Below are 25,271 nucleotides of genomic sequence, written 5' to 3' on the forward strand. Positions count from 1 at the left end.
CGGCGCGAGGCCTCAGTCCCCCGCCACCAAGGCGCTGATCCGCCAGTCCTCGCCCTTGCGTTCGGCGATGATGCGGCGGGCGAGGAGGCTGCGCAGGCGGGCGGTTTCGATATAGCCCTTGCGCTGCGGCTTGCCGGTGATGACGGCGGTATAGCGCGCCGCCGGGTTGTAAGCCGGCGTTGTGGCGATGGTGACGAGCGACCAGTCCAGCTTGTCCACTTCTTCAGCCGTGTCGCTGGGCTTTGCGCGCAGCGGCACGCCCTGGCCGGTTACCAACATGGTCATGCCCGGATCGACTTCATCGGGCACGTTCCAGAAGAACCACGGCAGGACCACGAGATCGCCTTGCACGGCGCAGCCCAAGGGCAGGATGCGCGCCAGATCGGTCCAGACGGCCTGGCCGCTGGGCGCGGACAGGCGCTTTTGCAATTCGGCCGGACCATGGCCGCCGCCATAATCGAGCGTGACGTCGGGCGAGGACAATGCGGCCAGGGCAGCGGCGTCGCGGGCTTTGACCGCAGTGGCGAGCCGCGCGGCAAAGACGCTCCAGCCGGGCAGCGCGGCGCAATCGTCGCGCGGAGGGAGAGCCATCGCGGGCAGGGCTGCTGCCGTATCGGCCGGCGTCATCGGCGCTTCGGGCGTAGGCTTGACCGGGAGCGCCAGCGTCGGGCTGGGGCTTGGCTCCGGCACGCTGGGCGCCGGTTCGGGTGTGGGTTGCGCGCTCGGGGTGGCAGAGGGGCTATCGCTCTCTTGCGGCGTTGGCTGCCGTTGACACGCGGCGACCGCCAGGCCGAGAGAGAGCAGCGCCACGCCTGCCTTGCGCGCCCATGGTTTCCGCTCGTTCGCCATCGCTTGTACGTTTACCCCGCAGCCGGTTCCCCGTCTACCGCAACGCCAGCAGGCGCGGCCAGTTCCGCCACCGTGTCTGCCGCGACATAGCGCGGGGCGGTTTCCACCAGAGCCACTTCCTCAACTTCGCGCTTGCCGATCTCGATGTGCTTTTCGCGCAAGCGCCGCCCGGCCGACAGGACATTGCGTTCAAAGCTGCCGACGAACTTGTTGTAGTTCACCACGGCGCTTTCCAGGCCGGAACCCACGCGCTTCAAGTGATCGGCGGCCACGGCCAGGCGATCGTAAAGCTCACCGCCCATGCGCCCGATCTCGCGTGCCTCGCGCGCCAGGCCATCCTGGCGCCAGACCTGGGCCACGGTGCGGCAGATGGCGACGAGGTTGGTGGGCGAGGCGAGCAGGACGCGGCGGTCGAACGCGAAATCCCACAGTTGCGGATCGCGTTCGAGCGCGGCGGCGATGAAGTGTTCGCCCGGCACGAACATCAGCACATAGTCGGGCGCTTCCTCGAACTGGCTTTGATAGGATTTGGCGCCCAGCGTCTGGATGTGGTTGCGCATGGATTGCACATGCGCGGCCAGGGCCACGCCGCGCGCGGTGTCGTCCGCCGCTTCGAACGCATCCTGATAGGCGTTGAGCGAGACCTTGGCATCGATCACCAGCAGCTTGTTGCCGGGAATGCGCACGATGGCGTCGGGGCGCAGGCGGCCCTCGTCGGTGTCGATCGAATGCTCGGTCACGAAATCGGTGTGTTCGGCCAGGCCGCACTGTTCCAGCACGTTGCGCAATTGCTGTTCGCCCCAGCGGCCGCGCGCCTTGGGCGCGTTGCGCAGCGAATTGCCCAGCCGCGCGGCTTCGGCGCGGACCTGCTCCTGCCCTTCGCGCATGGCCTGGATCAGCCCGGTGAGATTGCCGAAGGCATCCACCCGCTCGCGCTCCAGCTTGCCAACCTGTTCTTCATAGCTTTTCAGGCGCTGGTCCACCGGGGCAAGCAGCGCGCGCAGCGATTGCGCGGCCTTTTCCTCGCTCTGGGCAAAGCGTTCCTGGGCGCGGACCATGAAGGCTTCCTGCGCGCGTTCCAGCACCTTGTTGCCGGCATTCTCGAATTCACGGCGCAAGGCTTCCTGTGCTTCGATCAGCAGGCGCTTCTGCTCGGCAAAGTTGGCGGCATCCGCCTTCACCCGCGCCAGTTCGGCACGCAGGTCCTCGCGTGCCTGGCGGGCTTCGTGCAGGGCATCGCGCAGGCTATCGGCCTCGGCGGCGCGCTCGCTGGCGGCAGCCAGGCGGGACGCGAGGCCATCGCGCTCGGCCCGCAAGGCGTCGCGCTCGGCCGCAACCTGCTCCACTTGCCGCGCGCGCTCGGCCATCGTGGCCAGATCCACTGCCATGGCCTTGACTTGTGCCTGCGCCTCGCGCGCTTCGCCCTCGCGCGCGGCGGCGCGGCCCTGTGCCTCGGCCAGGGGGCGCGAGCCGAAAAACCAGCCCAAGGCCAGGCCGATCACCAGCGCCACGATCACGAAAGCCACCGCCACGTTCACTCTCCAGTCAAGAACAGAGCGGGAACGTAAACGAAGCGGCCCGGCAACGCAATGTGCCGGGCCGCTTTATCCTCAATTGCAAGGGCCGCTCAGGCCACCTTGCGCAGCTTGTCCAGCTTCTTGAGCGCCATCTGGCGCTTGAGGCGCGAGAGGTGGTCGATGAACAGGACGCCTTCGAGATGGTCCATCTCGTGCTGGAGGCAGGTGGCCAGGAGGCCGTCGATTGCTTCCTCGTGCGTCTGGCCATCCAGATCCTGCCAGCGGGCGCGGATGCTGGCGGGCCGTTCCACCTCGGCGTAGATTTCCGGCACCGAGAGGCAGCCTTCGCGATAGATCGCATGTTCTTCGGAAGGATCGAGAATTTCGGGGTTGATGAACACCCGCGGTTCGCGGCGCACGGGCAGGTGGGCATGGCCACAGCCGTGGTCGTGGCAATGCTCCGGCTCGGCGTCTTCGTCCTCGGGCTGGAGATCGATTACCAGCACGCGCAGGGGCACGCCCACCTGGATGGCGGCAAGGCCGATGCCGGGGGCATCGTACATCGTGTCGAACATGTCGGACACGAGCGTGCGCAGTTCGTCGTCGAACTTTTCCACCGGAGCCGAGACCTGCTTGAGGCGCGGATCGGGAACTTCAAGGATTTCGCGGATAGCCATGCCGGCAAGATAGGCGTTGCGGCGCGGAGTCGCAAGGCGAGGGATTCGATCACGGTGATCGGTGGGGCGCCATTTATGAGTTCACGACCTAATTCATAAAAGGCGGGCAAACCTGGCGGCGGTGGCGAAGGCTTGGCCGCGCCGCGCGCGGTGGGCCTGGGCCTGTTCGTCCTTGCCCCACAACTCTGCCTGCCAGTCTTCTTCCACGCAAGCTGCGTCCCATAGCGCGACGAGATCGGCTTCGGGATCGAGTGCCGCCAGGCCGATGATTAGCGAGGCTGCCAGGCTGGTGGTGTTGCGCAGTGCGGCCAAGGCAAAGGGCGAGAGCGGATCGAGCGCGGCCCGCAGGGCCGAGAGCGTCGCTTCGGGTTGGGGCTTGTGCATTACGCCCGAAACGCGGGTGAAAGAAACGCCATGCTGTGCTTCGGCCATGGTCACCAGCGGTTCCCACAACAGGCGCTGCCGCGCGGCGAGCGGCTCGTCCGGCTCGGCGCGATAGCACAGCGTGTCCGTCTCGGCATAAGGCATGAGATCGGCGCGGGCGGTATCGGGGGCAGGGGCCACCACGTCGATCGCATAGTCCGCCATGTCGCGAAAGGCGAAGCGCGCGGTGTCGAGCGTTTCGCCCTGATCGGCCCATTCGGCAGCCATGGCCTGGGCAAGGGCAGCGCTGGGCACGATCTGGGGATTGCCACCTTGCGTTCGGATGCCGCGCCCATCCAGGCACACACGAAAGCCGCCGTCTTCGGATGAGACGGTGACGTCTTTATAGAAGCGCTTCATGCCGGAGAAATCTCTTCAAGAATGCCGTTTCCAGCGCCGCACCAGCCAGCGCGGCGCGCCAAAGAACAGGGTCAGGCCAACAAGGGCGAGAGCCATGGCGCCCCACGGCGGCACCGCCGCCAGCCACGGCACGTTGCCCGAAGCGGCCATGGCGCCGATCATCACGATCAGCGTGCCCGAAAGGCGCACGGCCTGAAGCAGGGCGAAGCGGCCGAGGGCGGGATCGGCCATGTTTCAGCCCACCGCCTGGAGCAGTTCGGCCAGTTCGGCCACCGTGCCGGCCACGGCATGGGCCCCGGCGGCAAACAGCTCTGCTCGTTCGTGATAGCCCCAATCCACCCCGATCGCGCGGACCCCGGCATTGCGTGCCATGGCCATGTCGAACGCGGTATCGCCGATCATCACGGTCAGCGCCGCCTCGGCCCCGGTGGCATCGAGGCAGGCCTCGATCATGCTGGGGTGCGGCTTGGATGGATGGCGATCGGCGGTCTGCAGCGTGACGAAGTGGCGCGAGAGGCCGTGCGTGGCCAGGCAATGGGCCAGGCCACGGTCGCTCTTGCCGGTGGCCACGCCCAGCAGCCAGCCGCGATGCACCAGGTCTTCCACCAGGGCGGCGATGCCTTCATAGAGCGGCTCGCCCACCATGCCCGCCTCGCGCCGGGCGCGGAACGCATCCTTGTAGGCCTGGGCCAGCATGTCGTGCGTCTCCGCCTCGCCTTCCGGATGCAGGCGGCGCATGGCCTCCACCAGCGACAGCCCGACGATGCGGCGGGTTTCGCTGCGTGGCGGTGGTACCAGGCCCATGGCGTGAAAGGCCCCGTCCATCGCCGCGCCGATATCGGCCTGGCTATCGACCAGGGTGCCATCGCAATCGAAGATGGCGAGGCGCAGGGTCATCGCTTGGCGGGGCCTTTCGGGGCGGGGCGACGTGAAGGGGCCTTGGCGGGGGCCTTGGCCGGCGCCTTGCCAGCAGGCTTGCTCGCGGGCCTGGTCCCAGGCTTGGCAACGGCCTTTGCGCCCGGCTTGCCCGCAGGCTTTGCGCCGGGCTTGCCAGGCACCTTGGCGCGCTGGCCGGTGGGACGGCGCCCGCCGCCGGCGTCAGGGCCATCAGCGCGCTTGCGGCGTTCGCCGCGGCGCTCCTTACGATATTGCTTGGCATGGGCCTTGGCCACGCGCTTTTCCTGCGTCTTGGGATCGACCAGCACCGGCGCTTCGAGCGGCAGATCGCCTTCGCTTTCGGTAAAGCCGAGTTGTTCCAGGCTCTTGGCAAAGTGTTCCGGCAGCGGCGCGGTCACGTCGAGCAAGTCGCCCTCGGGATGCTCGATCCGCAGGCGGCGGGCGTGGAGGTGCAGCTTGCGGCTGATGCTGCCCGAAAGGAACGCAGCCTGGCCGCCATACTTGCCATCGCCCACGATGGGGTGGCCGATCGCGGCCATGTGCACGCGCAGCTGGTGGGTGCGGCCGGTGAAGGGCTGCAGTTCCACCCAGGCGGCGCGGTTGCCGGCGCGATCGATCACGCGATAGCGCGTGCGCGAAGGCAGGCCGTGCTCGCTTTCGTCGACCATCATCTTCTCGCCGCCGGTGCCGGGCTGCTTGGCAAGGGGCAGTTCGATCATGCCGTCATGAATGTCGGGCACGCCCATCACCAGCGCCCAATAGATCTTGCGCGCGGTGCGGCCGGAAAAGCGCTTGGAAAAGAACGCCGCGCTGCCCGGCGTGCGCGCCACGAGCAGGACGCCGGAGGTATCCTTGTCCAGCCGGTGGACCAGGCGCGGGCGCGGAGCATTGTCGGCCACATAGGCATCGAGCAGGCCATCGACATGCTCGAACGTGCCGCTGCCGCCCTGGGTGGCAAGGCCCGGCGGCTTGTTGATCACGATCGCGGCGCGATCCTGTTCCAGCACGATTTCCTCGGCCAGGCGGATCTGTTCCTCGGTCAGGGGCTTGCGCGCCCGCGCGCCTTTGCCGCCGCCGGCCAGGGGCAGCGGCCCCCCGGCTGGCGGCACGCGCAGGGTCTGCCCGGCGGCCAACCTGGTATCGACATCGGCGCGCTTGCCGTCGACGCGAATCTGCCCGGTGCGCGCCCAGCGCGACACCATGGCGAAACTCACCTCTGGCAGGTTGCGCTTGAACCAGCGGTCGAGCCGCACATCATTGTCATCGGGCCGAATCGTGAACTGGCGCACGGCATCTGAATTACCGGCGCCTTTGCCATGTGGGGCTTTAAAAGAGGTCATGGCCGCGCCCATAGGGCCTTTGCCCGCAAAATGCACGACATTGCTTGCCTTTCGCCGCCAGAATCACTATTGGGCGCCCGGTTCGAGCCGGTCCTGATCGGATTCGGCACGTTTTGTGTTCCTGGTATCTGGTGACCCCCGCGCGGCCGCGGGCTCTCGCCCGAAGCTGTTGAGGTATGTCGGTTTATGCAGATTCTCGTTCGCGACAACAATGTTGACCAAGCTCTTCGCGCCCTGAAGAAGAAGCTTCAGCGCGAAGGTGTCTATCGCGAAATGAAGCTGCGCCGTCACTTTGAAAAGCCGTCGGAAAAGCGCGCCCGCGAAAAGGCCGCTGCCGTGCGCCGCGCCCGCAAGCTGGAGCGCAAGCGCCAGGAGCGCGACGGCGCCAAGTAAGCCTCGATTGCGGCGGGTCGATCCGCTGCATTGAGCACTTGCGATAGGCCCTGTGCTGGGCCAAGAGGGCGCCGTGAATCACGGCGCCCTTTTCGTTGGTTCGAGCATGCTGGTTCGAATCGACGGGCAGGCACCGCCCGGGTGGCCCTCCATGGTCTGGAGGCCGCCTGACCAGGGAAAATCCAGAGGGACACCCCAGAGGGAAACCAATGTCGGAAATCACCCGCGTTCCGTTGCAGCCCGTCGCCAAGGGCTCGCTCGCCAAGGTTTGGCTGGGCGTGATCGTCGCCGTGCTGGTGGGCATCGGCCTGGCCTGGGCAGCGCGCCCGGTGCATTTCAGCGAAGTGCGCGTGATCGCGCTCAAGGAAGGGACGGGCAAATCGCCCACCACCTCTGACGTGGCGCTGATCAACTATGTCGGCCGCATTGCCAGCACGGGCAAGGAATTCGACCGTGGCGAAAACGCCGCGATGCCGCTGCAAGGCGTGATTCCCGGCTTTGCGCAAGGCCTTGCGCAGATGAAGGTGGGCGGCAAGTACCGGCTCGAGATCCCCGCTGCGCTGGCCTATGGCAGCCAGGCCATGCCCGGCCGCGATGGCAGCATTGCCGTGCCCGCCAACAGCGACCTCGTGTTCGACGTGGAACTGCTCGAATTCCGCTCCATGGCCGAGCTTCAGCGCCAGCAGGCCGCGATGCAGGCCTTGCAGCAGCAGATGCAGGCCCATGGCGGTGCGGCGGGCGCGCCCGGCGCCGTCGATGGCGCCGCGGCTGCACCGGTGGCACCGGCCAACTGATCCGGATTCGCTGCGCCCAGGGCCCATGTCCTGGTGGCGCGGCGGTCCCACGGCTTGAAGGACACCGCGCGCGATGGTAGCGCGCGGTGTTCTTGTTTTTGGCAAACCCTGCATGAAAGGGACGGCATGTCCGTGAATACCGCCGACGTGGCGAAGATCGCCAGTCTTGCGCGCATCAAGGTGAGCGAGGCCCAGCTTGAGGCCATGGTTCCCGAATTGAACGGTATCCTCGCCTGGGTCGAGCAATTGGGCCAAGTCGACGTGACCGGGGTCACCCCGATGACCGCCGTGATCCCCAACACCTTGCGCCTGCGCGACGACGTGGTGAATGCCGACCCGCTGACCGGGGGCAATATCCGCGACGCGGTGCTGGCCAATGCACCGGTGGCCGAGCATGGCTTCTTCGGCGTGCCCAAGGTGATCGAGTAATCTTGGCGTTGCGTCAGGCGTGCTTCGACAAGCTCAGCACGAACGGATGTGGGTTTTAGATCAATCCCCCGTTCGCCCTGAGCTTGTCGAAGGGCCGGCGCAGCACCAAGCTTCCAGTTTCCCACGCACGGACCCACATGACCGTCCATGCGCAACCATCGGTTCGAACTGATGACTGACCTTACCGAACTCGGCGTTGCCGCCCTCCGCGATGGGGTGGCCGGTGGCGCCTTTACCGCCACCGAAGTGGCGCACGCTTTCAACGCTGCGGTGGAAGCGGCGCAGGGCGCGCTCAATGCCTTCATCGTCACCACGCCCGATGCCGCACTTGCCGCTGCGGCCAAGGTGGATGCGGACCGCGCCGCCGGCCAGCCGCTGGGCAAGATGGCCGGCGTGCCGATCGGCATGAAGGACCTGTTCGCCACCAAGGGCGTGCAGACCACGGCGGCCAGCAAGATCCTCGAAGGCTTTATTCCGCCTTATGAAAGCACCGTCTCGCAGAAGCTGTGGGACGCGGGCGCGGGCATGCTGGGCAAGCTCAACCTCGACCAGTTCGCCATGGGTTCGTCCAACGAAACCAGTGGTTTCGGCAACGTGATCTCGCCCTGGCGCAAGGGGGATGACGTGACCCCGCTGGCGCCGGGCGGCTCCTCGGGCGGGTCTTCGGCGGCGGTTGCCGCGCGCATTGCGCCCGCCGCCACCGGCACCGACACCGGCGGTTCGATCCGCCAGCCGGCTGCCTTCACCGGCATTTCCGGCATCAAGCCGACCTATGGCCGCTGCTCGCGCTGGGGCGTGGTGGCATTTGCCTCCTCGCTCGACCAGGCCGGGGCGATGGCGCGCGACGTACGCGATTGCGCGATCATGCTCGAAGCCATGGCCGGGTTCGATCCCAAGGATTCGACCAGCCTCGATCTGCCGGTCCCGGCCTGGGAAGCCGGGCTGAATGCCGATCTGCGCGGCAAGAAAGTGGGCATCCCGCGCGAATACCGCGTCGATGGTCTGGATGCCGATGTTGCCAAGAGCTGGGACGACGGCATTGCCTGGCTCAAGGATGCCGGCGCGGAGATCGTCGATATCTCACTGCCGCATACCAAGTATGCGCTGCCGACCTACTACATCATCGCCCCGGCGGAGGCTTCGTCGAACCTCGCGCGCTATGACGGCGTGCGCTATGGCCTGCGCGACTTGCCCGAGGGCGCCAACCTTCAGGACATGTATGCCGCCACCCGCGCCGCCGGTTTCGGCGACGAGGTCAAGCGTCGCATCCTGATCGGCACCTATGTGCTGTCGGCAGGGTTCTATGATGCCTACTACACCCAGGCGCAAAAGGTCCGTGCGCTGATTTCGCAGGACTTCATGAAGGCGTTCGAGACGGTGGATGTGATCCTCACCCCCACCGCGCCTTCGGCCGCGTTCGCGCTGGGTCAGAAGAGCACCGATCCGGTGGAAATGTACCTGAACGACGTGTTCTCGGTGCCGGCGAGCCTCGCGGGCCTGCCGGCCATGTCGGTCCCCGCCGGCCTCTCGCGCGACGGGCTGCCGCTGGGCCTCCATGTCATCGGCCGTCCGCTCGATGAACAGGGCGTGCTGAACGCCAGCCTTGCGCTTGAACAGCGCGCACAGTTTTCGGCCAAGCCGGGTAAGTGGTGGTAAGATGAGCAGCTATCGTATCCAGGGCGCCACGGGCGAGTGGGAAGTGGTCATCGGGCTGGAAGTCCACGCCCAGATCACCACCCAGGCCAAGCTCTTTTCCGGTTCCGCCACCGCGTTCGGGGCCGAGCCCAACACCCAGGTGAGCCTGGTGGACGCGGCCATGCCCGGCATGCTGCCCGTGCCCAACCGCGAGTGCATCCGCCAGGCGGTGCGCACCGGCATGGCGATCGAGGCGCAGATCAACACCTGGTCGCGGTTCGATCGCAAGAACTACTTCTATGCCGATTTGCCGCAGGGTTATCAGATCAGCCAGCTCTACCACCCGCTGGTGGGCGAAGGTTCGATCGAGATCGCGCTGGATGACAAGAACCCCGAAGCCGGCACGAAAGTGATCGGCATCGAGCGCATCCACGTGGAGCAGGATGCGGGCAAGCTGATGCACGATCAGCACCCGACGATGTCCTACGTCGATCTCAACCGCTCGGGCGTGGCGCTGATGGAAATCGTCAGCCGGCCGGACATGACTTCGCCGGCCGAGGCGGGGGCCTATCTCACCAAGCTGCGCCAGATCCTGCGCTATGTGGGCTCGTGCGATGGCAACATGGACCAGGGCTCGATGCGGGCAGACGTCAACGTCTCGGTGCGTCGCCCCGGCGAGCCGCTGGGCACCCGCACCGAAACCAAGAACGTCAACTCGGTGCGCTTCGTCATGGCTGCGATCGAGCATGAGGCGAGCCGCCAGGTGGACGTGCTGGAAGCCGGTGGCAAGATCGTGCAGGAAACCCGCCTGTTCGATCCAGGTACGGGCACCACGCGGTCGATGCGCAGCAAGGAAGACGCGCACGACTATCGCTATTTCCCCGATCCCGACCTGCTGCCGCTGGTGCTCGACCAAGCGTTCCTCGATGAATGCCGCGCGTCCCTGCCCGAACTGCCCGACGCCAAGCGCGCCCGCTATACCGACGTGCTGGGCCTTTCGCCCTACAACGCGGCGGTGCTGACGGCGGACGTGGACACCGCCGCCTGGTTCGAAACCCTGATCGCGGCGAGCGCCGCCAAGCAGGGCAAGGACGAAGCCGCCGTGGCCAAGCAGGCGGCCAACTGGCTGACCAGCGAACTGTTCGGTGCGCTCAACAAGCTGGGCGAGGGCCTGGAAGACAGCCCGGTATCGCCCGAAGGTGCCGCCGAGCTGCTGGCCCTGGTGGGCGACGGCACGATTTCCGGCTCCATCGCCAAGCAGGTGCTGGAAAAGATGCTGGAAACCGGCGACGGCGCCGCCGCCATCGTGGAACGCGAAGGCCTCAAGCAGACGACCGACACCGGCGCGATCGAAGCGGCGGTTGACGCCGTGCTGGCCGCCAATGCCGATAAGGTGGAACAGTACCGCGGCGGCAAGGAAGCCCTGTTCGGCTTCTTTGTGGGCCAGACGATGAAAGCCATGGCCGGCAAGGGCAATCCGCAACTGGTGAACCAGGTGCTGAAAGCCAAGCTGGGGTAACCCGGATCAGCCGGCATTGCCGCCAAATTGGCGGCAATGCCGGTTTGCCGTTGAACTGTTGCAAAGTTTTGCAATTATTCCTCCGTCATCAAACGGGGGAACCATCGTGACACGAATGTTTTGGGCTGGCGCTGCATCGCTGGCCCTTTTTGCTGCGGCACCAGCCGTGGCACAGGATGCGGGCGCCACGCTTTATGAAGCGCCCGATCCGGCAAAGTTGACCATGCCCAAGCTGGATTTCGCGCCCACGCCGGTGGACGAGCAGAACTACGACAAGTATTTCTACTTCCATCGCGAAGGCACCAGCTTTGCCCAGGCCTATGACGACGTTCGCGAATGTGATGCGCTGGCCAGCGGGTCCAACATCTATCTTGGCGCCAATTCCGCAGCAATGAGCAGTGCGATGAGCACCTATGGCCCACTGGCCGGCGGGGTGGGCGGCGCATTGGGATCGGCCATGGCTGATGCCATTTTCGGTTCGGCGATGCGCCGCGAACAGCGGCGGGTCAGCCTGCGCAACTGCATGGGCTTCAAGCAGTACCACCGCTATCCGCTCAACGCTGATTTGTGGAAGGAATTCAACTTCGAGGAAGGTCTCGGCCGGAAGAAGGAAAACACCCGCCTCAATGCGTTGGCGCTGCAGGCGCTGGTGGCATCGGGGCCGAAGCCGATGACGAAGGAGTTGGGGCTGTGATGAACCGTTCGTTTGCAACGCCTTTGGGTATGGCGCTCGTATTTGCGCTGGTTTCGCCAGCGGCCACTGCCGCCCCGCTCCGCCCGAACCAGCCGATTGGGGAGGCGGACGTGCTTTCGGGCAAAGTCACGCGTGATCCTGACTTGGGCTATATTCTGGTCGGTGGCGTTGGCGGCGCCATGGGGACGTTCATGCGCGTGCCGGACGATGCCACGCGCGCTGCCTGGGAACAGGACCGCAAGGACGCTCTGGCAAAGGCGCTCAAGAAATATCCCGGTGTTGTCTCCGACTGGCAGGCCACGGTCGACATGCTCAAGAAGTCCGGCAACAAGGGTCCCTATCCCGAGAAGCCGGTTGAGCCGACGATAGACAGCGTCGAGGTGGCGCCGCTCGATACGCGAGACATGGTGAGCTTTGGCCCGCAATTCCGTTACACAAAGGGAGCGCGAACGTCTTTCCTCATAGCGGCAAAGCCCGGTACCTATTTCTGGGTGGGCGTCCCCGGTTCGCCTTGCATGTGCATGGGCACCGTGCAGTTCGAGGTGAAGGCGGGGGTTGTGACCAACCTGGGCAACATGCTGTGGGCGGCGCCGCAACAGAAGCTGGATATGACCGTCGCCCAACTTGCGGTCATCAAGAATGCCGAAGAACGGGCAAAAGCCGGAAAGCCGCCCCGCGCCGATCCGTTTGCAGCACCAGATCTCGATATGGTCGTGCCGGACAGCTTGAAAAACTGGACGGTGGTTGCGGCGGAACTGCATGCCCACGGCAAGTTCAACAACTACGGCGCGGTGGTTGTCAGTCGCTTGGCACCTATTCCCGGCGTGATCTCCTATCGCCGTGACACGGTGATCGACGAGCGCACCGGTCAGGCGCTGCCCAATCCCAAGCTGGTGAGCATGCAGAAGCCTAAGCTGTAAGCTGTCACGAAAAAGCCCCCTGCCGTGTGCTGGCAGGGGGCTGTTCTGTCGGGCGGTAAGGCCTGGTTGGCTTACTTCCCCGGCACGCTCGCCACTTCGACCGGCAGGCCCAGCTTGTCGAGCTGCGGCTTGATCTTGGCGGCGTCGCCCACCACCACCCAGGTCAGCTTGCTCGGGTCGAGTGCAGCGCGGGCGGCCTTGTCGAGTTCGGAGGCGGTGAGGGTGGGATAGCGGATGGCGAGGCGCGTGTAGTAATCGTCCGGGCGGTTGAACTGGACGATCTTGACCAGGCCATCGAGCACCGAGGACGAGGTTTCGAACGCGCCGGGCAGTTCGCGCGCGGAGCCCTGGGTGGCCCAGCCCAGTTCGTCGGGGGCGACGCCCTTGTCTTTCAGGAATGCGGCCATGTCTGCCTGCATCGCGGCAATCGCGGGGCCGGTCTGGTCGGTCTGCACCGGGGCGACGAGGCGATAGATCACGCGGTTCTGGCGCTCGCTCACGGCGCTGCCCACGCCATAGCTCCAGCCCTTGCTTTCGCGCACGTCCATGTTGAGGCGCGAGAGGAAGCTGCCGCCCAGCACTTCGTTGGCGGTGCGCAGCGGCACGAGATCGTCGCGGCCCGTGGCGCCGAGCACTTCGCCCGCCATGATCATCGACTGCGGCGAGGCAGGGCGATCGACCAGCAGGATGCGCGGGGAAGGGGCGGGGATCGGAGCCGAGAGGTTCTTGGCCGGCGCCGCGCCAGCCGGTTCGGCCCAGGTGCCGAAGCTCTTTTCCAGCAGCGGCTTGACCGCATCGAGCGTGGTATCGCCGACCACGAAGATCGTCGCCTTGGACGGGCGCAGCCAGGCCTGGTGGAACGCGGCGAGGTCAGCGGTGGTCAACCGCTTGACCACGGCCGGATCGCCCGTGCCGGTGGGTGGCGTGCCATAGGGGTGCTGCGGCCCATAGAGCGCGGGATAGAGCACGCGCGAGGCCATGGCCGAGGGATCGCGCAGTTCCGCGTCGATCGCGGCGAGTTGCTGCGCCCGCACGCGCTCCAGGTCATCGGCCTTGAGCGCGGGGTGACGCACATAGTCTGCCAGCAGCGCCAGCGAACCGGCGAGGTTGGGCGCGACCGCATCGAGCTGGAAGTTGGTGCTGTCGGGCAGGGCCTCGTTGCTGATGTTGGCGCCGAGGTTTTCACGCGCGCGGGCAAAGGCGGCCGCGTCCAGGGTTTGCGTGCCCTGGTCCATCGTCTTGAGCAGCATGGCCTGGGTGCCCAGCGCGGCCCGCGGATCGGCGGCAAAACCAGCGTCGAACGCCACCTGCACCGAAACCACCGGCACGGCGGCGCGGCGGGCGAAGACCACCTTGATGCCGTTGGACAGCGTGGCCCGCTCGATCTGCGGGAATTGCAGCGCGGCCAACTGGCCGATCGGGGGCAGTTCGCCACGATCGGGGCCGGCGGCGGCTGCGGGCAGCGGCGCCGGTTCCTGGCCGGGCTGGTGCCAATAGGCCGGGTGGGCTCCGCTGCCATGGCCTCCGCCCACCGTGGTGTCGTTGCTGGCCCAGCCGCCATGCGCCTCGCCCCCTTCGGTGCGGGTGCCCGGTTCCACGGTCAAAGCAAAGACCGGGCGGGTCAGCCACTTTTGCAGCGCGGCGCGCACTTTGGCGGGCGTGAGCGCGGCCATGTCGGCCAGTTCCTTGCGGTAATAGCCGGCGTCGCCGTGATAGAGCAGCCCTTCGGCCAGAGTCGGCGCCTTGCCGCCAAAGCCACCGACCGATTCCAGCTTGCGGATCTGGTCGCTGGCGGTGACGGTGCTGGCGCGGGCGAGTTCGTCGGCCGTCGGGCCTTGCGTCACCAGGCGCTTGATCTGTGCATCGAGCGCGGCGCCCACGGCGGCGGCATCCTGGCCCGGCTTCACATCGGCCTGGACCACGAACTGCCCGGCCTGGGCATAGACTTCGGCATTGGCGCTGGCTGAAACCGCGATCTGCTGCCCGCGCACCAGATTGTCGTCGAGCCGCGAGGAGGCAAGGCCGCCCAGGATCACCGCGCCGATCTGCAGCGGCAGGTAATCCGGGTTGTCATAACCGGGGATCGCCCACATGCGATAGATGCGCGTGGTGGCCACTTCATCCTTGATCGTCTTGGCCTTGGGCGAAGGCAGCGTGGGCACCGGGGCGGCCACCGGCTGAACCTTGGGCCCGGCGGGAATGGCGCCGAACCACTTGGCCACCTTTTCCTTGGCCGTGGCGAGATCGACATCGCCCGCCAGCACCAGCACGGCATTGTTGGGGGCATAGTGATCGGTGAACCAGGCCTTCACGTCGGCCAGGCTGGCGCCGTCGAGATCGGCCATCGAGCCGATCGTGCTGTGGTGATAGGGGTGGCCGACCGGATAGAGGTTTTCGAGCTGTTCGTATTCCACCAGGCCATAGGGCTGGTTGTCGCCCTGGCGCTTTTCGTTCTGCACCACGCTGCGCTGGTTATCGAGCGTTTCCTGCGTCACTGCGCCCAGCAGATAGCCCATGCGATCGGATTCCAGCATGAGGAAGCGATCGAGCGCGGCCGAAGGCACGGTTTCGAAATAGTTGGTGCGATCGAACCAGGTCGTGCCGTTGTAGTCGGTTGCCCCGGCATTCTGCAGCGGGGTGAAGAAATCGCCCTTGTTGTGTTCGCTGCCGTTGAACATCAGGTGTTCGAACAAGTGGGCAAAGCCGGTCTTGCCCTTGGGCTCGTTCTTGGAACCCACGCCATACCACACCGAGATGGCCACCACCGGCGCCTTGCGATCGGTGTGGACCAGCACGCGCAACCCATTGGGCAGGGTGAACTGTTCGTAGGGAATGTTCACCGCCTTGACGAGGTCTGCCAGCGGGGCGGGGGCGGGGGCAGCCGGCGCCGCCACGGTTGCGGCAAGCAGGGGCGAAGGCGCGGCCGAGGCGATGGCCAGGGCCAGGAGAGAGGCGTTGAGGAAGCGCTGCATGGAGGGGGGCTTGTCCTGTCTCGAAATGTCTCTGCAACGATGTGTAAGGGCCAGCGCGGCTGAGTCAAAGCTGAACCATCGCCATGGCTTGCCCGCAGCGATTGGTTTGGATTGCAACCGGTGTGGCAAAATTTGATCCACGTCCTTGTGTTGCCGAAACGCAACACTACTTTGAGGCCGTCAAGAAGTTGGGTCTGGCAGGAGAGCGAGACATCCCATGAACCTCGAAAAATTCACCGATCGTGCCAAGGGCTTCCTCCAGGCGGCGCAGACGCTGGCGATCCGCCTGAACCACCAGCGCATCACGCCCGAGCACGTGCTCAAGGCGCTGCTGGAAGACAGCGAAGGCATGGCCAGCGGGCTGATCCAGCGCGCCGGGGGCAATCCCGTGGCGGCGGTCGGCGCGCTCGATGCGGCGCTGGGCAAGATTCCGGCCGTCTCCGGTTCCGGCGCGCAGAATTCGCCCGGGCTCGACAACGATACCGTGCGCCTGCTCGACCAGGCCGAACAGCTTGCGACCAAGAGCGGCGACAGCTTTGTCACCGTGGAGCGCATCCTGCTGGCCCTGACGCTGGCGGGAACGACGGCGGCCGGCCAGGCGCTCAAGGCCGCGAACGTCACCCCCCAGGGATTGGAAGCGGCGATCTCTGCCCTGCGCGGCGGCCGCAATGCCGACAGCGCGAGCGCCGAAAACGCCTATGACGCGATGAAGAAATATGCGCGCGACCTGACCGCCGCGGCGCGCGAGGGCAAGCTCGATCCCGTGATCGGCCGCGACGAGGAAATCCGCCGCACCGTGCAGATCCTGGCGCGTCGCACCAAGAACAACCCGGCGCTGATCGGCGAACCGGGCGTGGGCAAGACCGCGATTGCCGAAGGCCTGGCGCTGCGCATCGCCAATGGCGACGTGCCCGACAGCCTCAAGCATCGCCGCCTGATGGCGCTCGACATGGGCAGCCTGATCGCGGGCGCGAAGTATCGCGGCGAGTTCGAGGAACGCCTCAAGGCCGTGCTCGACGAGGTGAAGGGCGCCGAGGGCGAGATCATCCTGTTCATCGACGAGATGCACACCCTGATCGGCGCGGGCAAGACCGAGGGCGCGATGGATGCGTCCAACCTGCTCAAGCCGGCGCTGGCGCGGGGTGAGCTGCACTGCATCGGCGCGACCACGCTGGATGAATACCAGAAGTACGTGGAAAAGGACCCGGCCCTGCAACGGCGGTTCCAGCCCGTCTTCGTGGGCGAGCCGACCGTGGAAGACACCATCTCCATCCTGCGCGGGATCAAGGAGAAGTACGAGGTGCATCACGGCGTGCGCATCGCCGATGCCGCGATCGTGGCGGCGGCGACGCTGTCCAACCGCTATATCGCCGACCGCTTCCTGCCCGACAAGGCGATCGACCTGATGGACGAGGCCGCCAGCCGCATCCGCATGGAAGTGGAAAGCAAGCCCGAGGAAATCGAGAACCTGGATCGCCGCATCATCCAGCTCAAGATCGAGGAAATGGCCTTGGCCAAGGAAACCGATCCTGCCAGCCGCGACCGGCTGGAAACCCTGCGCGGCGAACTGGCCAATCTGGAACAGCAATCGGCCGAACTGACCACCCGCTGGCAGAACGAGCGCGACAAGATCCAGGCCGAAGGCAAGATCAAGGAGCAGCTCGACAGCGCACGCGTGGAACTGGAGCAGGCGCAGCGGGTGGGTGACCTGGCCAAGGCCGGGGAGCTGGCCTATGGCCGCATTCCCGAGCTGGAGCGGCAACTGGCCGAAGCACAGGGCGCGAGCGAAAACGCCCTGCTGCGCGAGGAAGTGACCGCCGAGGACATTGCCGGCGTGGTCAGCCGCTGGACCGGCGTGCCTGTCGACCGGATGATGGAAGGCGAGCGCGAAAAGCTGCTGCACATGGAAGAGGCCATCGGCAAGCGGGTGATCGGCCAGAAGGACGCGGTGCTGGCCGTGTCCAAGGCCGTGCGCCGCGCGCGGGCCGGGCTGCAAGACCCGAACCGTCCGCTGGGCAGCTTCCTGTTCCTGGGCCCCACGGGCGTGGGCAAGACCGAACTGACCAAGGCGCTGGCCGGCTTCCTGTTCGACGATGACAACGCGATGGTGCGCATCGACATGTCGGAGTTCATGGAAAAGCACGCGGTCAGCCGGTTGATCGGCGCGCCTCCGGGCTATGTCGGCTATGACGAAGGCGGCGTCTTGACCGAGGCGGTGCGGCGCCGGCCCTATCAGGTCGTGCTGTTCGACGAAGTGGAAAAGGCCCACCAGGACGTGTTCAACGTGCTGCTGCAAGTGCTGGACGATGGCCGCCTCACCGATGGGCAGGGCCGCGTGGTGGATTTCACCAACACGCTGATCATCCTCACGTCCAACCTGGGCAGCCAGTATCTGGCCAACCTGGGCGAGGGCGAGGACGCGGCCAGCGTGGAGCCGCAGGTGATGGACGTGGTGCGCGCGCACTTCCGGCCGGAATTCCTCAACCGGTTGGACGAGATCATCCTGTTCCACCGCCTGGGCCAGGAACACATGGCCCCGATCGTGGACATCCAGGTGGCGCGCGTGGCGAAGCTGCTCAAGGATCGTAAGATCACCCTGAACCTGACCGATGCGGCCAAGCGCTGGCTGGGCCGCGTTGGCTACGATCCGGTCTATGGCGCGCGGCCCCTGAAGCGCGCGGTGCAACGCCATCTGCAGGACCCGCTGGCCGAGCGCCTGCTGGCCGGGCAGATTCCCGACGGCAGCACCGTGACCATCGACGAAGGCGATGGCGCGCTGGCGTTCGTGGTTGCGTGAGGTTGGCTTAGGCTTCCACCACCCCCCGCCCCCTCCTCGGTGAGGAGGGGGAGAAGGACGCACAAAAAGCCCCATCCTCTTTAGAGGAGGGGGCGGGGGGTGGTGTGAAGCTTTGCACAACGCCACCTCCCGCCGCCCAAAACCCCAAGGTTCCCAAGCCCCCACAAATTCGCTATCGGCCCGGCATGACCACCGATAGCCCCGTTGCCGCCCAGACGCTGTTTGCCACTTATGCCGGCGTGATCGATGCCGCGCTCGATGCGCTTGTTGCCAAGGGCGCGCTTCCCGCCGGGCTGGCGCGCGGCGCCGTGACCTGCGAACCGCCGCGCGATGCGGCCCATGGCGATCTGGCGACCAATGCCGCGATGGTCCTGGCCAAGCCTGCCGGCACCAATCCGCGCGCGCTGGCCGCACTGTTGATCGAGGAACTGGCCGCCCATCCGCGCGTGGCCAGTGCCGAAATCGCCGGGCCGGGCTTCATCAACTTGCGCCTGGTCGATGCCGCATGGACCGAAGAACTCGCCCTGATCGGCACGGCGGGGGGCGACTATGGCCGCTCTGCGCTCGGTGGTGGCAGCACGGTCAACGTCGAATATGTCTCGGCCAACCCGACCGGGCCGATGCACATGGGCCATTGCCGTGGCGCCGTGGTGGGCGATGCCCTGGCCGCGCTGCTGCAATTTGCCGGGCACAAGGTGATCAAGGAATACTACGTCAACGATGCGGGCGCGCAGGTCGATGTGCTCGCCCGTTCGGCGCACTTGCGTTATCGCGAGGCGCTGGGCGAAGACGTGGGCGCGGTGCCCGAGGGGCTCTATCCGGGCGACTATCTCGTGCCGGTGGGCCAGGCGCTCGCCGCCGAATATGGCGATCGCTATGTTGGCGCGCCGGAAGCCGAATGGCTGGTGCAGTTCCGGCAAAAGGCCGTGGCGGCCATGCTGGTGATGATCAAGGAAGACCTGGCCAAGCTGGGCATCGTCCATGACCTGTTTTCTTCGGAGGCAGAGCTTCAGGCTGCCGGCAAGCCCGAGGCCGCCGAAGCCTGGCTGCGCGCGCACGATCTGGTCTATGATGGCCACCTGGAAGCGCCCAAGGGCAAGACGCCCGAGGATTGGGAGCCGGTGGAACTGCCGCTGTTCCGCTCCACCCGCTTTGGCGACGACCAGGACCGCCCGATCAAGAAGTCCGACGGTAGCTGGACCTATTTCGGCGCGGACCTGGCCTATCACTTCCAGAAGGCCGAAACCGCCGATGCGCTGGTGGACATCTGGGGCGCGGACCATGCCGGCACGGTCAAGCGGATCAAGGCCGCGGTGGCCGCACTGACCGGCGCGGAAGGCGCCAAGCCGAAGCCCTTCGAAGTCAAGCTGGTGCAGATGGTCCAGCTGCTGCGCGATGGGCAGCCGGTCAAGATGTCGAAGCGGGCGGGCAATTTCGTCACGCTGGCCGATGTGGTGGAGGAAGTGGGCAAGGACGTGGTGCGCTTCACCATGCTGACCCGCAAGCCCGATGCGCAGATGGACTTCGACTTTGCCAAGGTGGTGGAAGCCTCGAAGGACAATCCGGTGTTCTATGTGCAATATGCCCATGCCCGGATCAGTTCCACCCTGCGCAAGGGGGCCGAACTGGGCTGGGCGCCGAGCGCGACCCAGCTCGACCGGCTGGGCCAGGAAGAGCTGGCCGTCGTCAAGCTGGCGGCGCAGTTCCCGCGCATCGTCGATGGCGCGGCCGTTGCGCGCGAGCCGCACCGCATCGCGTTCTTCCTCTATGACCTGGCTGCCGCGTTCCATGCCTATTGGAACGTGGGTAACGACAAGCCCGAAAAGCGGTTCATTGTGGCACAGGATAAGGACCTTACCGAGGCCCGGCTTTTCCTGGCCGCACAAATCGGGCAGGTTGTGAAGAACGGGCTGGCCATCTTGGGGGTTGAGGCCGCGCAGGAGCTTTAAGGTAATGGTGAACGGCGATCAGCACGACAATCCGGGGCACGATGGGGCGGGGCAGGGCACGCAAGCCCCGGCGCTGGACCTGGGCACGGAAGAACGCCTGCCCTGGCTGGAAAGCGCCGATGATGTGGACCTTGAGGAAGAAGGCCCCGACAACGGCCGCCTGATCGGCTTTGGCGTGTTGGCGCTGATCCTGCTCGCCGCGATCGTGGGCGGCATTTACTGGGCCACCCACCGCAACGCCGCGCCCGCCGCGGCCGATGGCAGCCTGATCGAAGCGAGCAAGGAACCCTACAAGGTTGCCCCCAAGGATCCGGGTGGCAAGACCTTCCAGGGCACCGGCGATTCGAGTTTCAAGGTGAGCGAGGGCGAACGCCCCACCGCCGCCCTGGCCGCCAAGGATGCGCCCGCCGCGCCCGCGCCCAGCGCCAAGCCGGCAGACAAGCCCGCCGAAAAGGCCGCCCCGGTCAGCGGTGTGGGCGTGCAGGTTGGCGCGTTTTCCAGCCAGGCCCTGGCCGAAACCGGCTGGAACAAGCTGGTCGTGGAGCACGAAAGCCTCAAGGGCGTGAGCCATCGCGTGATTGCCGGCAAGGCGGACATCGGCACCGTCTATCGCCTGCAAGCCGTGCCCGGTGACGTGGGCGCCGCCAACGCGCTGTGCAACAAGCTGCAGGGCGAAGGCGTGAAGTGCCAGGTGAAGCGCTGACGGCGGACTGACGGCAGGCCTTTGGGCTTGCCATGCCGCGCAAATTTCGGGATGGCAGGGGCATGCTTCCTGCCATTTTCGGGCTTTCCGGCCCTGTTCTCACCGCTGACGAGCGCGCCTTTTTCCTGGATGCAGACCCGGCCGGCTACATTCTGTTCGGCCGCAACGTGGAAAGCCGCGACCAGCTGCGCGCGCTGACCGATTCGTTGCGCGACCTGCACGGGCGCGAGCGGCTGCTGATCTCGATTGATCAGGAAGGTGGCCGGGTGGCGCGGATGAAGCCGCCGGTCTGGGCGGCCTATCCACCAGGCGAAGCGTTCGACCGGCTTTACGACGTGGCCCCGGCCAGCGCGATCGAGGCGGCGCGCGCCAATGCGCAAGGCTTGGGCATGGACCTGGCCGAAGCCGGGATCAGCGTGGATTGCCTGCCGCTGCTCGATGTGCGGCAGGTGGGCGCCCATGACGTGATCGGCGATCGCGCTTTGGGCAAGGAGCCACTGCGCGTGGCGGCGCTGGGCCGTGCCGTGCTCGATGGGCTGGCGCGGGCCGGTGTGGCCGGCGTCGTCAAGCACATGCCCGGCCATGGCCGCGCCTTGGCTGACAGCCACAAGGAATTGCCCACCGTCACCGCGAGCGAGGCGGAGCTGGATGCCGATCTGGCGCCGTTCCAGGCCCTGGCCAGCGCGGCCATCGGCATGACGGCGCATGTGCGCTTCACCGCGTGGGACGCCGAACTGCCAGCCACGCTGTCGCCCTTCGTGGTGGGCGAAGTGATCCGCCGCCGCATCGGCTTTGACGGCCTGCTGTTGACCGACGATCTCGACATGGAGGCTCTGGCCGGGACCGTGCCCGAACGCGCGGCGCGGGCACAGGCGGCCGGGTGCGATATCGCGCTCAATTGCTGGGCCAAGATGCCGGACATGATCGGGATTGCTGCGTCGCTCGCGCCGATGAGCGACGCAACCGCCAAGCGGCTGGAACGCGCCTTGGCACCCACCGCGCCGGCCGCCGTGCCGCGTGACGGGGCCTTGCAGGCAGAGCTGGTGGCCCGGCGCGACACACTGCTGGCGCTGGCCTGATCCGCCATGGCCGAGGGGGCGCCAGGGGAGGATGACGGCGGCTGGGACGGCCTTCCCACCGCCGTTGCCGCCAACGATGCGCTCTATCTCGATCTCGATGGCTGGGAAGGGCCGCTCGACCTGCTGCTCGATCTCGCCCGGCGACAAAAGGTGGACTTGCGCCGCATTTCCATTCTCGAACTGGTGGACCAGTACCTGGGCTATATCGACCGGGCCGAGGCGTTGAAGCTGGAACTGGCGGCCGATTACCTGGTGATGGCGGCGTGGCTGGCCTATCTCAAGTCGCTGCTGCTCTTGCCGCGCGATCCGGACATGCAGCCCAGCCCCGAGGAAATGGCGCTGCGCCTGCAATTGCGGCTGCAACGCCTGGGCGCGATGCGCGAGGCCGGCGCCCGGCTGATGGCGCGGGACCGGCTGGGGCGCGATGTCTTTGCGCGCGGCGCGCCCGAAGGGATCACGCTGGCGCGCCGCGCGCGCTGGCAGATGGATCTGTTCGGCCTGATCCAGGCCTATGGCCAGGTCCAGCATCGCAACCGCCCGGTGGTGCACATGGTGCGCGAGCGGCCGGTGATGACGCTCGATGCCGCGCTGGCGCGCATTTCCGCCCTGCTCGGCACCAGCCTGGAATGGCGCGACCTGCGCGCCTTCCTGCCGCCGATGGCCATCAACAGCGATGCCGACCGCCAACTGGCGCGCTCTGCGCTCGCTTCAAGTTTCCTCGCCGCGCTCGAACTGGCCAAGCAAGGCCGGGTGGAACTGGTGCAGGAGGAATGCTTTGGCCCGCTGCTGGTGCGGCCGATTCGATGCCGGCCGCTTTCATGACGGCGCCCGACGATCTGCTGCGTGGCGTGGAAGCGACGCTGTTTGCCGCCACCGAACCTTTGCGTGCCGACGAGATTTCCCGGCACCTGGGCGGGGCAGACGTGCGGCCTGCGCTGGCCGCGCTGACTGAGCATTACGCCGGGCGCGGCATTCACTTGGTGGAGCGGGGCGGGCGCTGGCATTTCCAGACCGCGCCAGACCTGGCGCACCTGTTGCGGCGCGAGAAGGAAGATGTGCGCCGCCTGTCGCGCGCGGCGACCGAGGCGCTGGCGATCATCGCCTATCACGAACCCGTCAGCCGGGCGGAAATCGAGGCGATCCGTGGTGTGCAGACTGCCAAGGGCACGCTCGACGTGCTGATGGAAGCAGGCTGGGTGCGCATTGCCGGGCGGCGCGAAGTGCCGGGGCGCCCCACGATCTATGCCACCACCCCCGCGTTCCTCACCCATTTCGGGCTGTCGAGCCGGGGGGACCTGCCGGGCATCGGCGAATTGCGCGCGGCTGGCTTGCTCGATCCGGTCGATGAAGCCTATGCCGTGCTCACCGGCAGCGGCGAGGATGCTGCCGACGATGGCGATGAAGACGGGGCCGGGGCCGACTAAACGACAAGAATCGCACTGCCCGCTGGCGAAGAGCCGGAACATCCCCTATCTGGGCAGGCCAAAGGAGAATTTGAAATGGGTGGCCTTTCTCTACCGCACCTGATCATCCTCGCGCTGGTCGTGCTGATTCTGTTCGGCCGTGGCCGCATTTCCGAAATGATGGGTGATTTCGGCAAGGGTATCAAAAGCTTCAAGCAGGGCATGAACGAGGAAGCCGATCGTCCGGTGACCCCGCCGCCTGCGCAGATCCAGCAGACCCCGCCGCCGGTGACCCCGCCTGTAACCCCGGTTGCGCCCCAGGCGCCCGTCCAGCAGCCCGGCGATCATCAGCAAGGCCCGCAGGCCTGATCTACCCGCCAAGACAGGCCGACGAGATAGGGCTCACTGCTGATGTTCGATATTGCCCCGTCCGAATTGCTGCTGGTCGTCATCGTGGCGATCGTGGTGATCGGGCCCAAGGATTTGCCGCTTGCGCTGCGCACCGCCGGGCGGTGGATCGGCAAGATGCGCCGCGTTTCCAACCACTTCCGTTCCGGTATCGAAACCATGATCCGCGAGGCGGAACTGGCCGAGATGGAAAAGAAGTGGCAGGAGCAGAACGCCCAGATCATGGCGCAGAGCGCGGCCGCCAGCGCTGCCGAAGCGCCCCATGCCGTGGCCGAACAGCCCGCGCACCCGGTCGATCCGGTGCTGGCGCCCCATGCGCCGACCGAACCGGCGATCGCACCTGAGCCCGCGCCTTTGCCGCCGCCGCCCGAACAGCTTCTGCCGGTGGAACAGCGCGGCGCGCGCCCGCGCGGCCCGCAGCCCGATAGCGTCAAGTCCGACGCGGAAACCCCGGCATCGACGGGACCAGTGAACACGGGGCACGAGTGATTCAGATTCGCGATATCGATGAAACCCAGGCGCCGCTGCTCGATCACCTGATCGAACTGCGCACGCGCCTGTTGCGCTGCGTCTATGCGCTCGCGCTGACGTCGGCGATCAGCTACTATTTCGTCGACGCGATCTTGGCGATCCTGGTCCACCCGCTCAGTCTCGCGTTTCCCGCCGGGCATGGCCGGCTGATCTATACCAAGCTCTATTCGGCGTTCTTCGTGAACCTGAAAGTGGCGCTGTTTTCCGGCTTCCTGCTCAGTTTTCCGGTGATCGCCAACCAGCTTTGGGCCTTTGTCGCGCCGGGGCTCTATGCGCGGGAAAAGCGGGCCTTCCTGCCTTTCCTGATCGCCACGCCGATCCTGTTCGGCATGGGCGCCAGCCTGGCTTACTTCGTGGTGATGCCCACCGCGTTCAAATGGTTCGTGGGCTTCCAGGGCAACAAGGGTGGCCTGCAATTGGAAGCCTTGCCGGGGATCGAGGAATACCTGGCGCTGGTGATGCAGTTCATCCTGGCGTTCGGCGTCTCGTTCCTGCTGCCGGTGCTGCTCATGCTGCTCAACCGCGCAGGGATCGTCAGCCGCGACGCGCTGGTCAAGGCGCGGCGCTATGTGATCGTGGGCATCGTGGCGCTTGCCGCGCTGATTACCCCGCCCGACGTGGTGTCGCAGCTTATGCTGGCGATTCCGCTGCTGATCCTGTTCGAAGGCACGCTGATCGTGATGCGCTTCGTCGAAAAGGCCGATGCCGAGGAAAAGGCGCGGGCCGAAGCAGAAGAAGCCGCCGCCGCTGCGGCTGCTGCCGCGCAGCCGGTGGGCGAACCCACGCAACTGCTGCCTTGATCCAATTGGGGTGGGGGCCATTGCTGGCCCCCACCGTATCTTGCACTTCGAGGGAGTTTCATGCGCGGCGGGATTTTTTCCGCTGCCCGCATGGCCGTGCCCAGATGAGAAAGCGGTGCGAGGGGACAACACCGTCTGGGCCTGGCAACGCAGCGCCGGGATGAGGGGGGAACCCAGCGCCT

24 protein-coding genes are annotated in these 25,271 nt (G+C 66.4%); 16 read left to right on the plus strand and 8 right to left on the minus strand.

The genetic code is table 11. From position 1 onward, the window contains the following. Positions 1-12: 12 nt before the first annotated feature. The 7 genes from FHW94_RS14855 to FHW94_RS14885 form a co-directional block, all read right to left on the minus strand. The gene (locus FHW94_RS14855; RefSeq protein WP_168556635.1) at positions 13-690 is read right to left on the minus strand and encodes a hypothetical protein; all 678 of its coding nucleotides are present in this window, start codon (positions 688-690) and stop codon (positions 13-15) included. 170 nt (positions 691-860) lie between these two features. Continuing rightward, positions 861-2,387: a DNA recombination protein RmuC gene (gene rmuC / locus FHW94_RS14860; protein ID WP_168556636.1), complete on the minus strand. Its 1,527-nt coding sequence runs from the start codon at positions 2,385-2,387 to the stop codon at positions 861-863. An 89-nt stretch (positions 2,388-2,476) separates the two neighbouring features. Beyond that, entirely contained in the window at positions 2,477-3,043 is a 567-nt protein-coding gene (gene def / locus FHW94_RS14865; protein WP_168556637.1) for a peptide deformylase, read from the minus strand. Positions 3,044-3,136: 93 nt separating this feature from the next. Beyond that, on the minus strand, positions 3,137-3,826 hold the full coding sequence (locus FHW94_RS14870) for an ATP12 family protein (RefSeq protein ID WP_168556638.1): 690 nt from the start codon (positions 3,824-3,826) through the stop codon (positions 3,137-3,139). A 15-nt stretch (positions 3,827-3,841) separates the two neighbouring features. Beyond that, on the minus strand, positions 3,842-4,057 hold the full coding sequence (locus FHW94_RS14875) for a hypothetical protein (RefSeq protein ID WP_168556639.1): 216 nt from the start codon (positions 4,055-4,057) through the stop codon (positions 3,842-3,844). A 3-nt stretch (positions 4,058-4,060) separates the two neighbouring features. Then, positions 4,061-4,723, minus strand: coding sequence for an HAD-IA family hydrolase (locus tag FHW94_RS14880; protein WP_168556640.1), 663 nt, complete (start codon positions 4,721-4,723; stop codon positions 4,061-4,063). Continuing rightward, positions 4,720-6,063 carry an RluA family pseudouridine synthase gene (locus FHW94_RS14885; protein ID WP_168556641.1) on the minus strand — a complete coding sequence of 448 codons (1,344 nt, stop codon included), beginning with the start codon at positions 6,061-6,063 and terminating at the stop codon, positions 4,720-4,722. Before FHW94_RS14885 ends, FHW94_RS14880 begins: the two co-directional genes overlap by 4 nt. Before the next feature lie 186 nt (positions 6,064-6,249). Between FHW94_RS14885 and rpsU the strand changes: the two genes are divergently transcribed. The 7 genes from rpsU (at position 6,250) to FHW94_RS14920 (ending at position 12,447) form a co-directional block, all read left to right on the plus strand. Further along, the gene (gene rpsU, locus FHW94_RS14890; protein WP_011446475.1) at positions 6,250-6,456 is read left to right on the plus strand and encodes a 30S ribosomal protein S21; all 207 of its coding nucleotides are present in this window, start codon (positions 6,250-6,252) and stop codon (positions 6,454-6,456) included. 209 nt (positions 6,457-6,665) lie between these two features. Beyond that, positions 6,666-7,250, plus strand: coding sequence for an FKBP-type peptidyl-prolyl cis-trans isomerase (locus tag FHW94_RS14895; RefSeq protein WP_168556642.1), 585 nt, complete (start codon positions 6,666-6,668; stop codon positions 7,248-7,250). A 126-nt stretch (positions 7,251-7,376) separates the two neighbouring features. After that, on the plus strand, positions 7,377-7,679 hold the full coding sequence (gene gatC / locus FHW94_RS14900) for an Asp-tRNA(Asn)/Glu-tRNA(Gln) amidotransferase subunit GatC (RefSeq protein ID WP_168556643.1): 303 nt from the start codon (positions 7,377-7,379) through the stop codon (positions 7,677-7,679). 171 nt (positions 7,680-7,850) lie between these two features. Next, entirely contained in the window at positions 7,851-9,335 is a 1,485-nt protein-coding gene (gene gatA, locus FHW94_RS14905) for an Asp-tRNA(Asn)/Glu-tRNA(Gln) amidotransferase subunit GatA (RefSeq protein ID WP_168556644.1), read from the plus strand. Position 9,336: 1 nt separating this feature from the next. After that, positions 9,337-10,833 (plus strand): Asp-tRNA(Asn)/Glu-tRNA(Gln) amidotransferase subunit GatB, encoded by a 1,497-nt coding sequence (gene gatB, locus FHW94_RS14910; protein ID WP_168556645.1) that lies wholly within the window; start codon positions 9,337-9,339, stop codon positions 10,831-10,833. Positions 10,834-10,939: 106 nt separating this feature from the next. Beyond that, a complete protein-coding gene (locus FHW94_RS14915; RefSeq protein ID WP_168556646.1) occupies positions 10,940-11,527 on the plus strand; it encodes a hypothetical protein in 588 nt (195 codons plus the stop codon). Then, positions 11,527-12,447 carry a hypothetical protein gene (locus FHW94_RS14920; protein ID WP_168556647.1) on the plus strand — a complete coding sequence of 307 codons (921 nt, stop codon included), beginning with the start codon at positions 11,527-11,529 and terminating at the stop codon, positions 12,445-12,447. Before FHW94_RS14915 ends, FHW94_RS14920 begins: the two co-directional genes overlap by 1 nt. Positions 12,448-12,518: 71 nt before the next feature. Here the strand turns inward: FHW94_RS14920 and FHW94_RS14925 are convergent, their stop codons facing one another. Then, positions 12,519-15,419 (minus strand): pitrilysin family protein, encoded by a 2,901-nt coding sequence (locus FHW94_RS14925; protein ID WP_168556648.1) that lies wholly within the window; start codon positions 15,417-15,419, stop codon positions 12,519-12,521. 217 nt (positions 15,420-15,636) lie between these two features. Here FHW94_RS14925 and clpB point away from each other — a divergent pair, with 217 nt between their 5' ends. From clpB to tatC, 9 genes are all read left to right on the plus strand, one after another. Continuing rightward, a complete protein-coding gene (clpB, locus tag FHW94_RS14930) occupies positions 15,637-18,216 on the plus strand; it encodes an ATP-dependent chaperone ClpB (RefSeq protein WP_168556649.1) in 2,580 nt (859 codons plus the stop codon). Between the two features lie 185 nt (positions 18,217-18,401). Continuing rightward, entirely contained in the window at positions 18,402-20,165 is a 1,764-nt protein-coding gene (argS, locus tag FHW94_RS14935) for an arginine--tRNA ligase (protein WP_168556650.1), read from the plus strand. Between the two features lie 4 nt (positions 20,166-20,169). Beyond that, positions 20,170-20,868, plus strand: a complete 699-nt coding sequence (locus FHW94_RS14940; RefSeq protein WP_168556651.1) for an SPOR domain-containing protein — start codon at positions 20,170-20,172, stop codon at positions 20,866-20,868. 62 nt (positions 20,869-20,930) lie between these two features. Next, positions 20,931-21,947 carry a beta-N-acetylhexosaminidase gene (nagZ, locus tag FHW94_RS14945; RefSeq protein WP_168556652.1) on the plus strand — a complete coding sequence of 339 codons (1,017 nt, stop codon included), beginning with the start codon at positions 20,931-20,933 and terminating at the stop codon, positions 21,945-21,947. Between the two features lie 6 nt (positions 21,948-21,953). Further along, on the plus strand, positions 21,954-22,769 hold the full coding sequence (locus tag FHW94_RS14950; protein ID WP_168556653.1) for a ScpA family protein: 816 nt from the start codon (positions 21,954-21,956) through the stop codon (positions 22,767-22,769). Then, positions 22,766-23,371: an SMC-Scp complex subunit ScpB gene (gene scpB, locus FHW94_RS14955; protein ID WP_168556654.1), complete on the plus strand. Its 606-nt coding sequence runs from the start codon at positions 22,766-22,768 to the stop codon at positions 23,369-23,371. Before FHW94_RS14950 ends, scpB begins: the two co-directional genes overlap by 4 nt. A 75-nt stretch (positions 23,372-23,446) precedes the next feature. Then, positions 23,447-23,719 carry a Sec-independent protein translocase subunit TatA gene (locus FHW94_RS14960; RefSeq protein ID WP_246866167.1) on the plus strand — a complete coding sequence of 91 codons (273 nt, stop codon included), beginning with the start codon at positions 23,447-23,449 and terminating at the stop codon, positions 23,717-23,719. A gap of 42 nt (positions 23,720-23,761) precedes the next feature. Beyond that, positions 23,762-24,247, plus strand: a complete 486-nt coding sequence (gene tatB / locus FHW94_RS14965) for a Sec-independent protein translocase protein TatB (protein ID WP_168556655.1) — start codon at positions 23,762-23,764, stop codon at positions 24,245-24,247. A gap of 5 nt (positions 24,248-24,252) precedes the next feature. Beyond that, positions 24,253-25,089 carry a twin-arginine translocase subunit TatC gene (gene tatC, locus FHW94_RS14970; RefSeq protein WP_168556989.1) on the plus strand — a complete coding sequence of 279 codons (837 nt, stop codon included), beginning with the start codon at positions 24,253-24,255 and terminating at the stop codon, positions 25,087-25,089. The last annotated feature ends 182 nt before the right edge of the window (positions 25,090-25,271 follow it).

Source organism: Novosphingobium sp. SG720, assembly GCF_012275365.1.
Classification (GTDB): Bacteria; Pseudomonadota; Alphaproteobacteria; order Sphingomonadales; family Sphingomonadaceae; genus Novosphingobium; species Novosphingobium rhizosphaerae.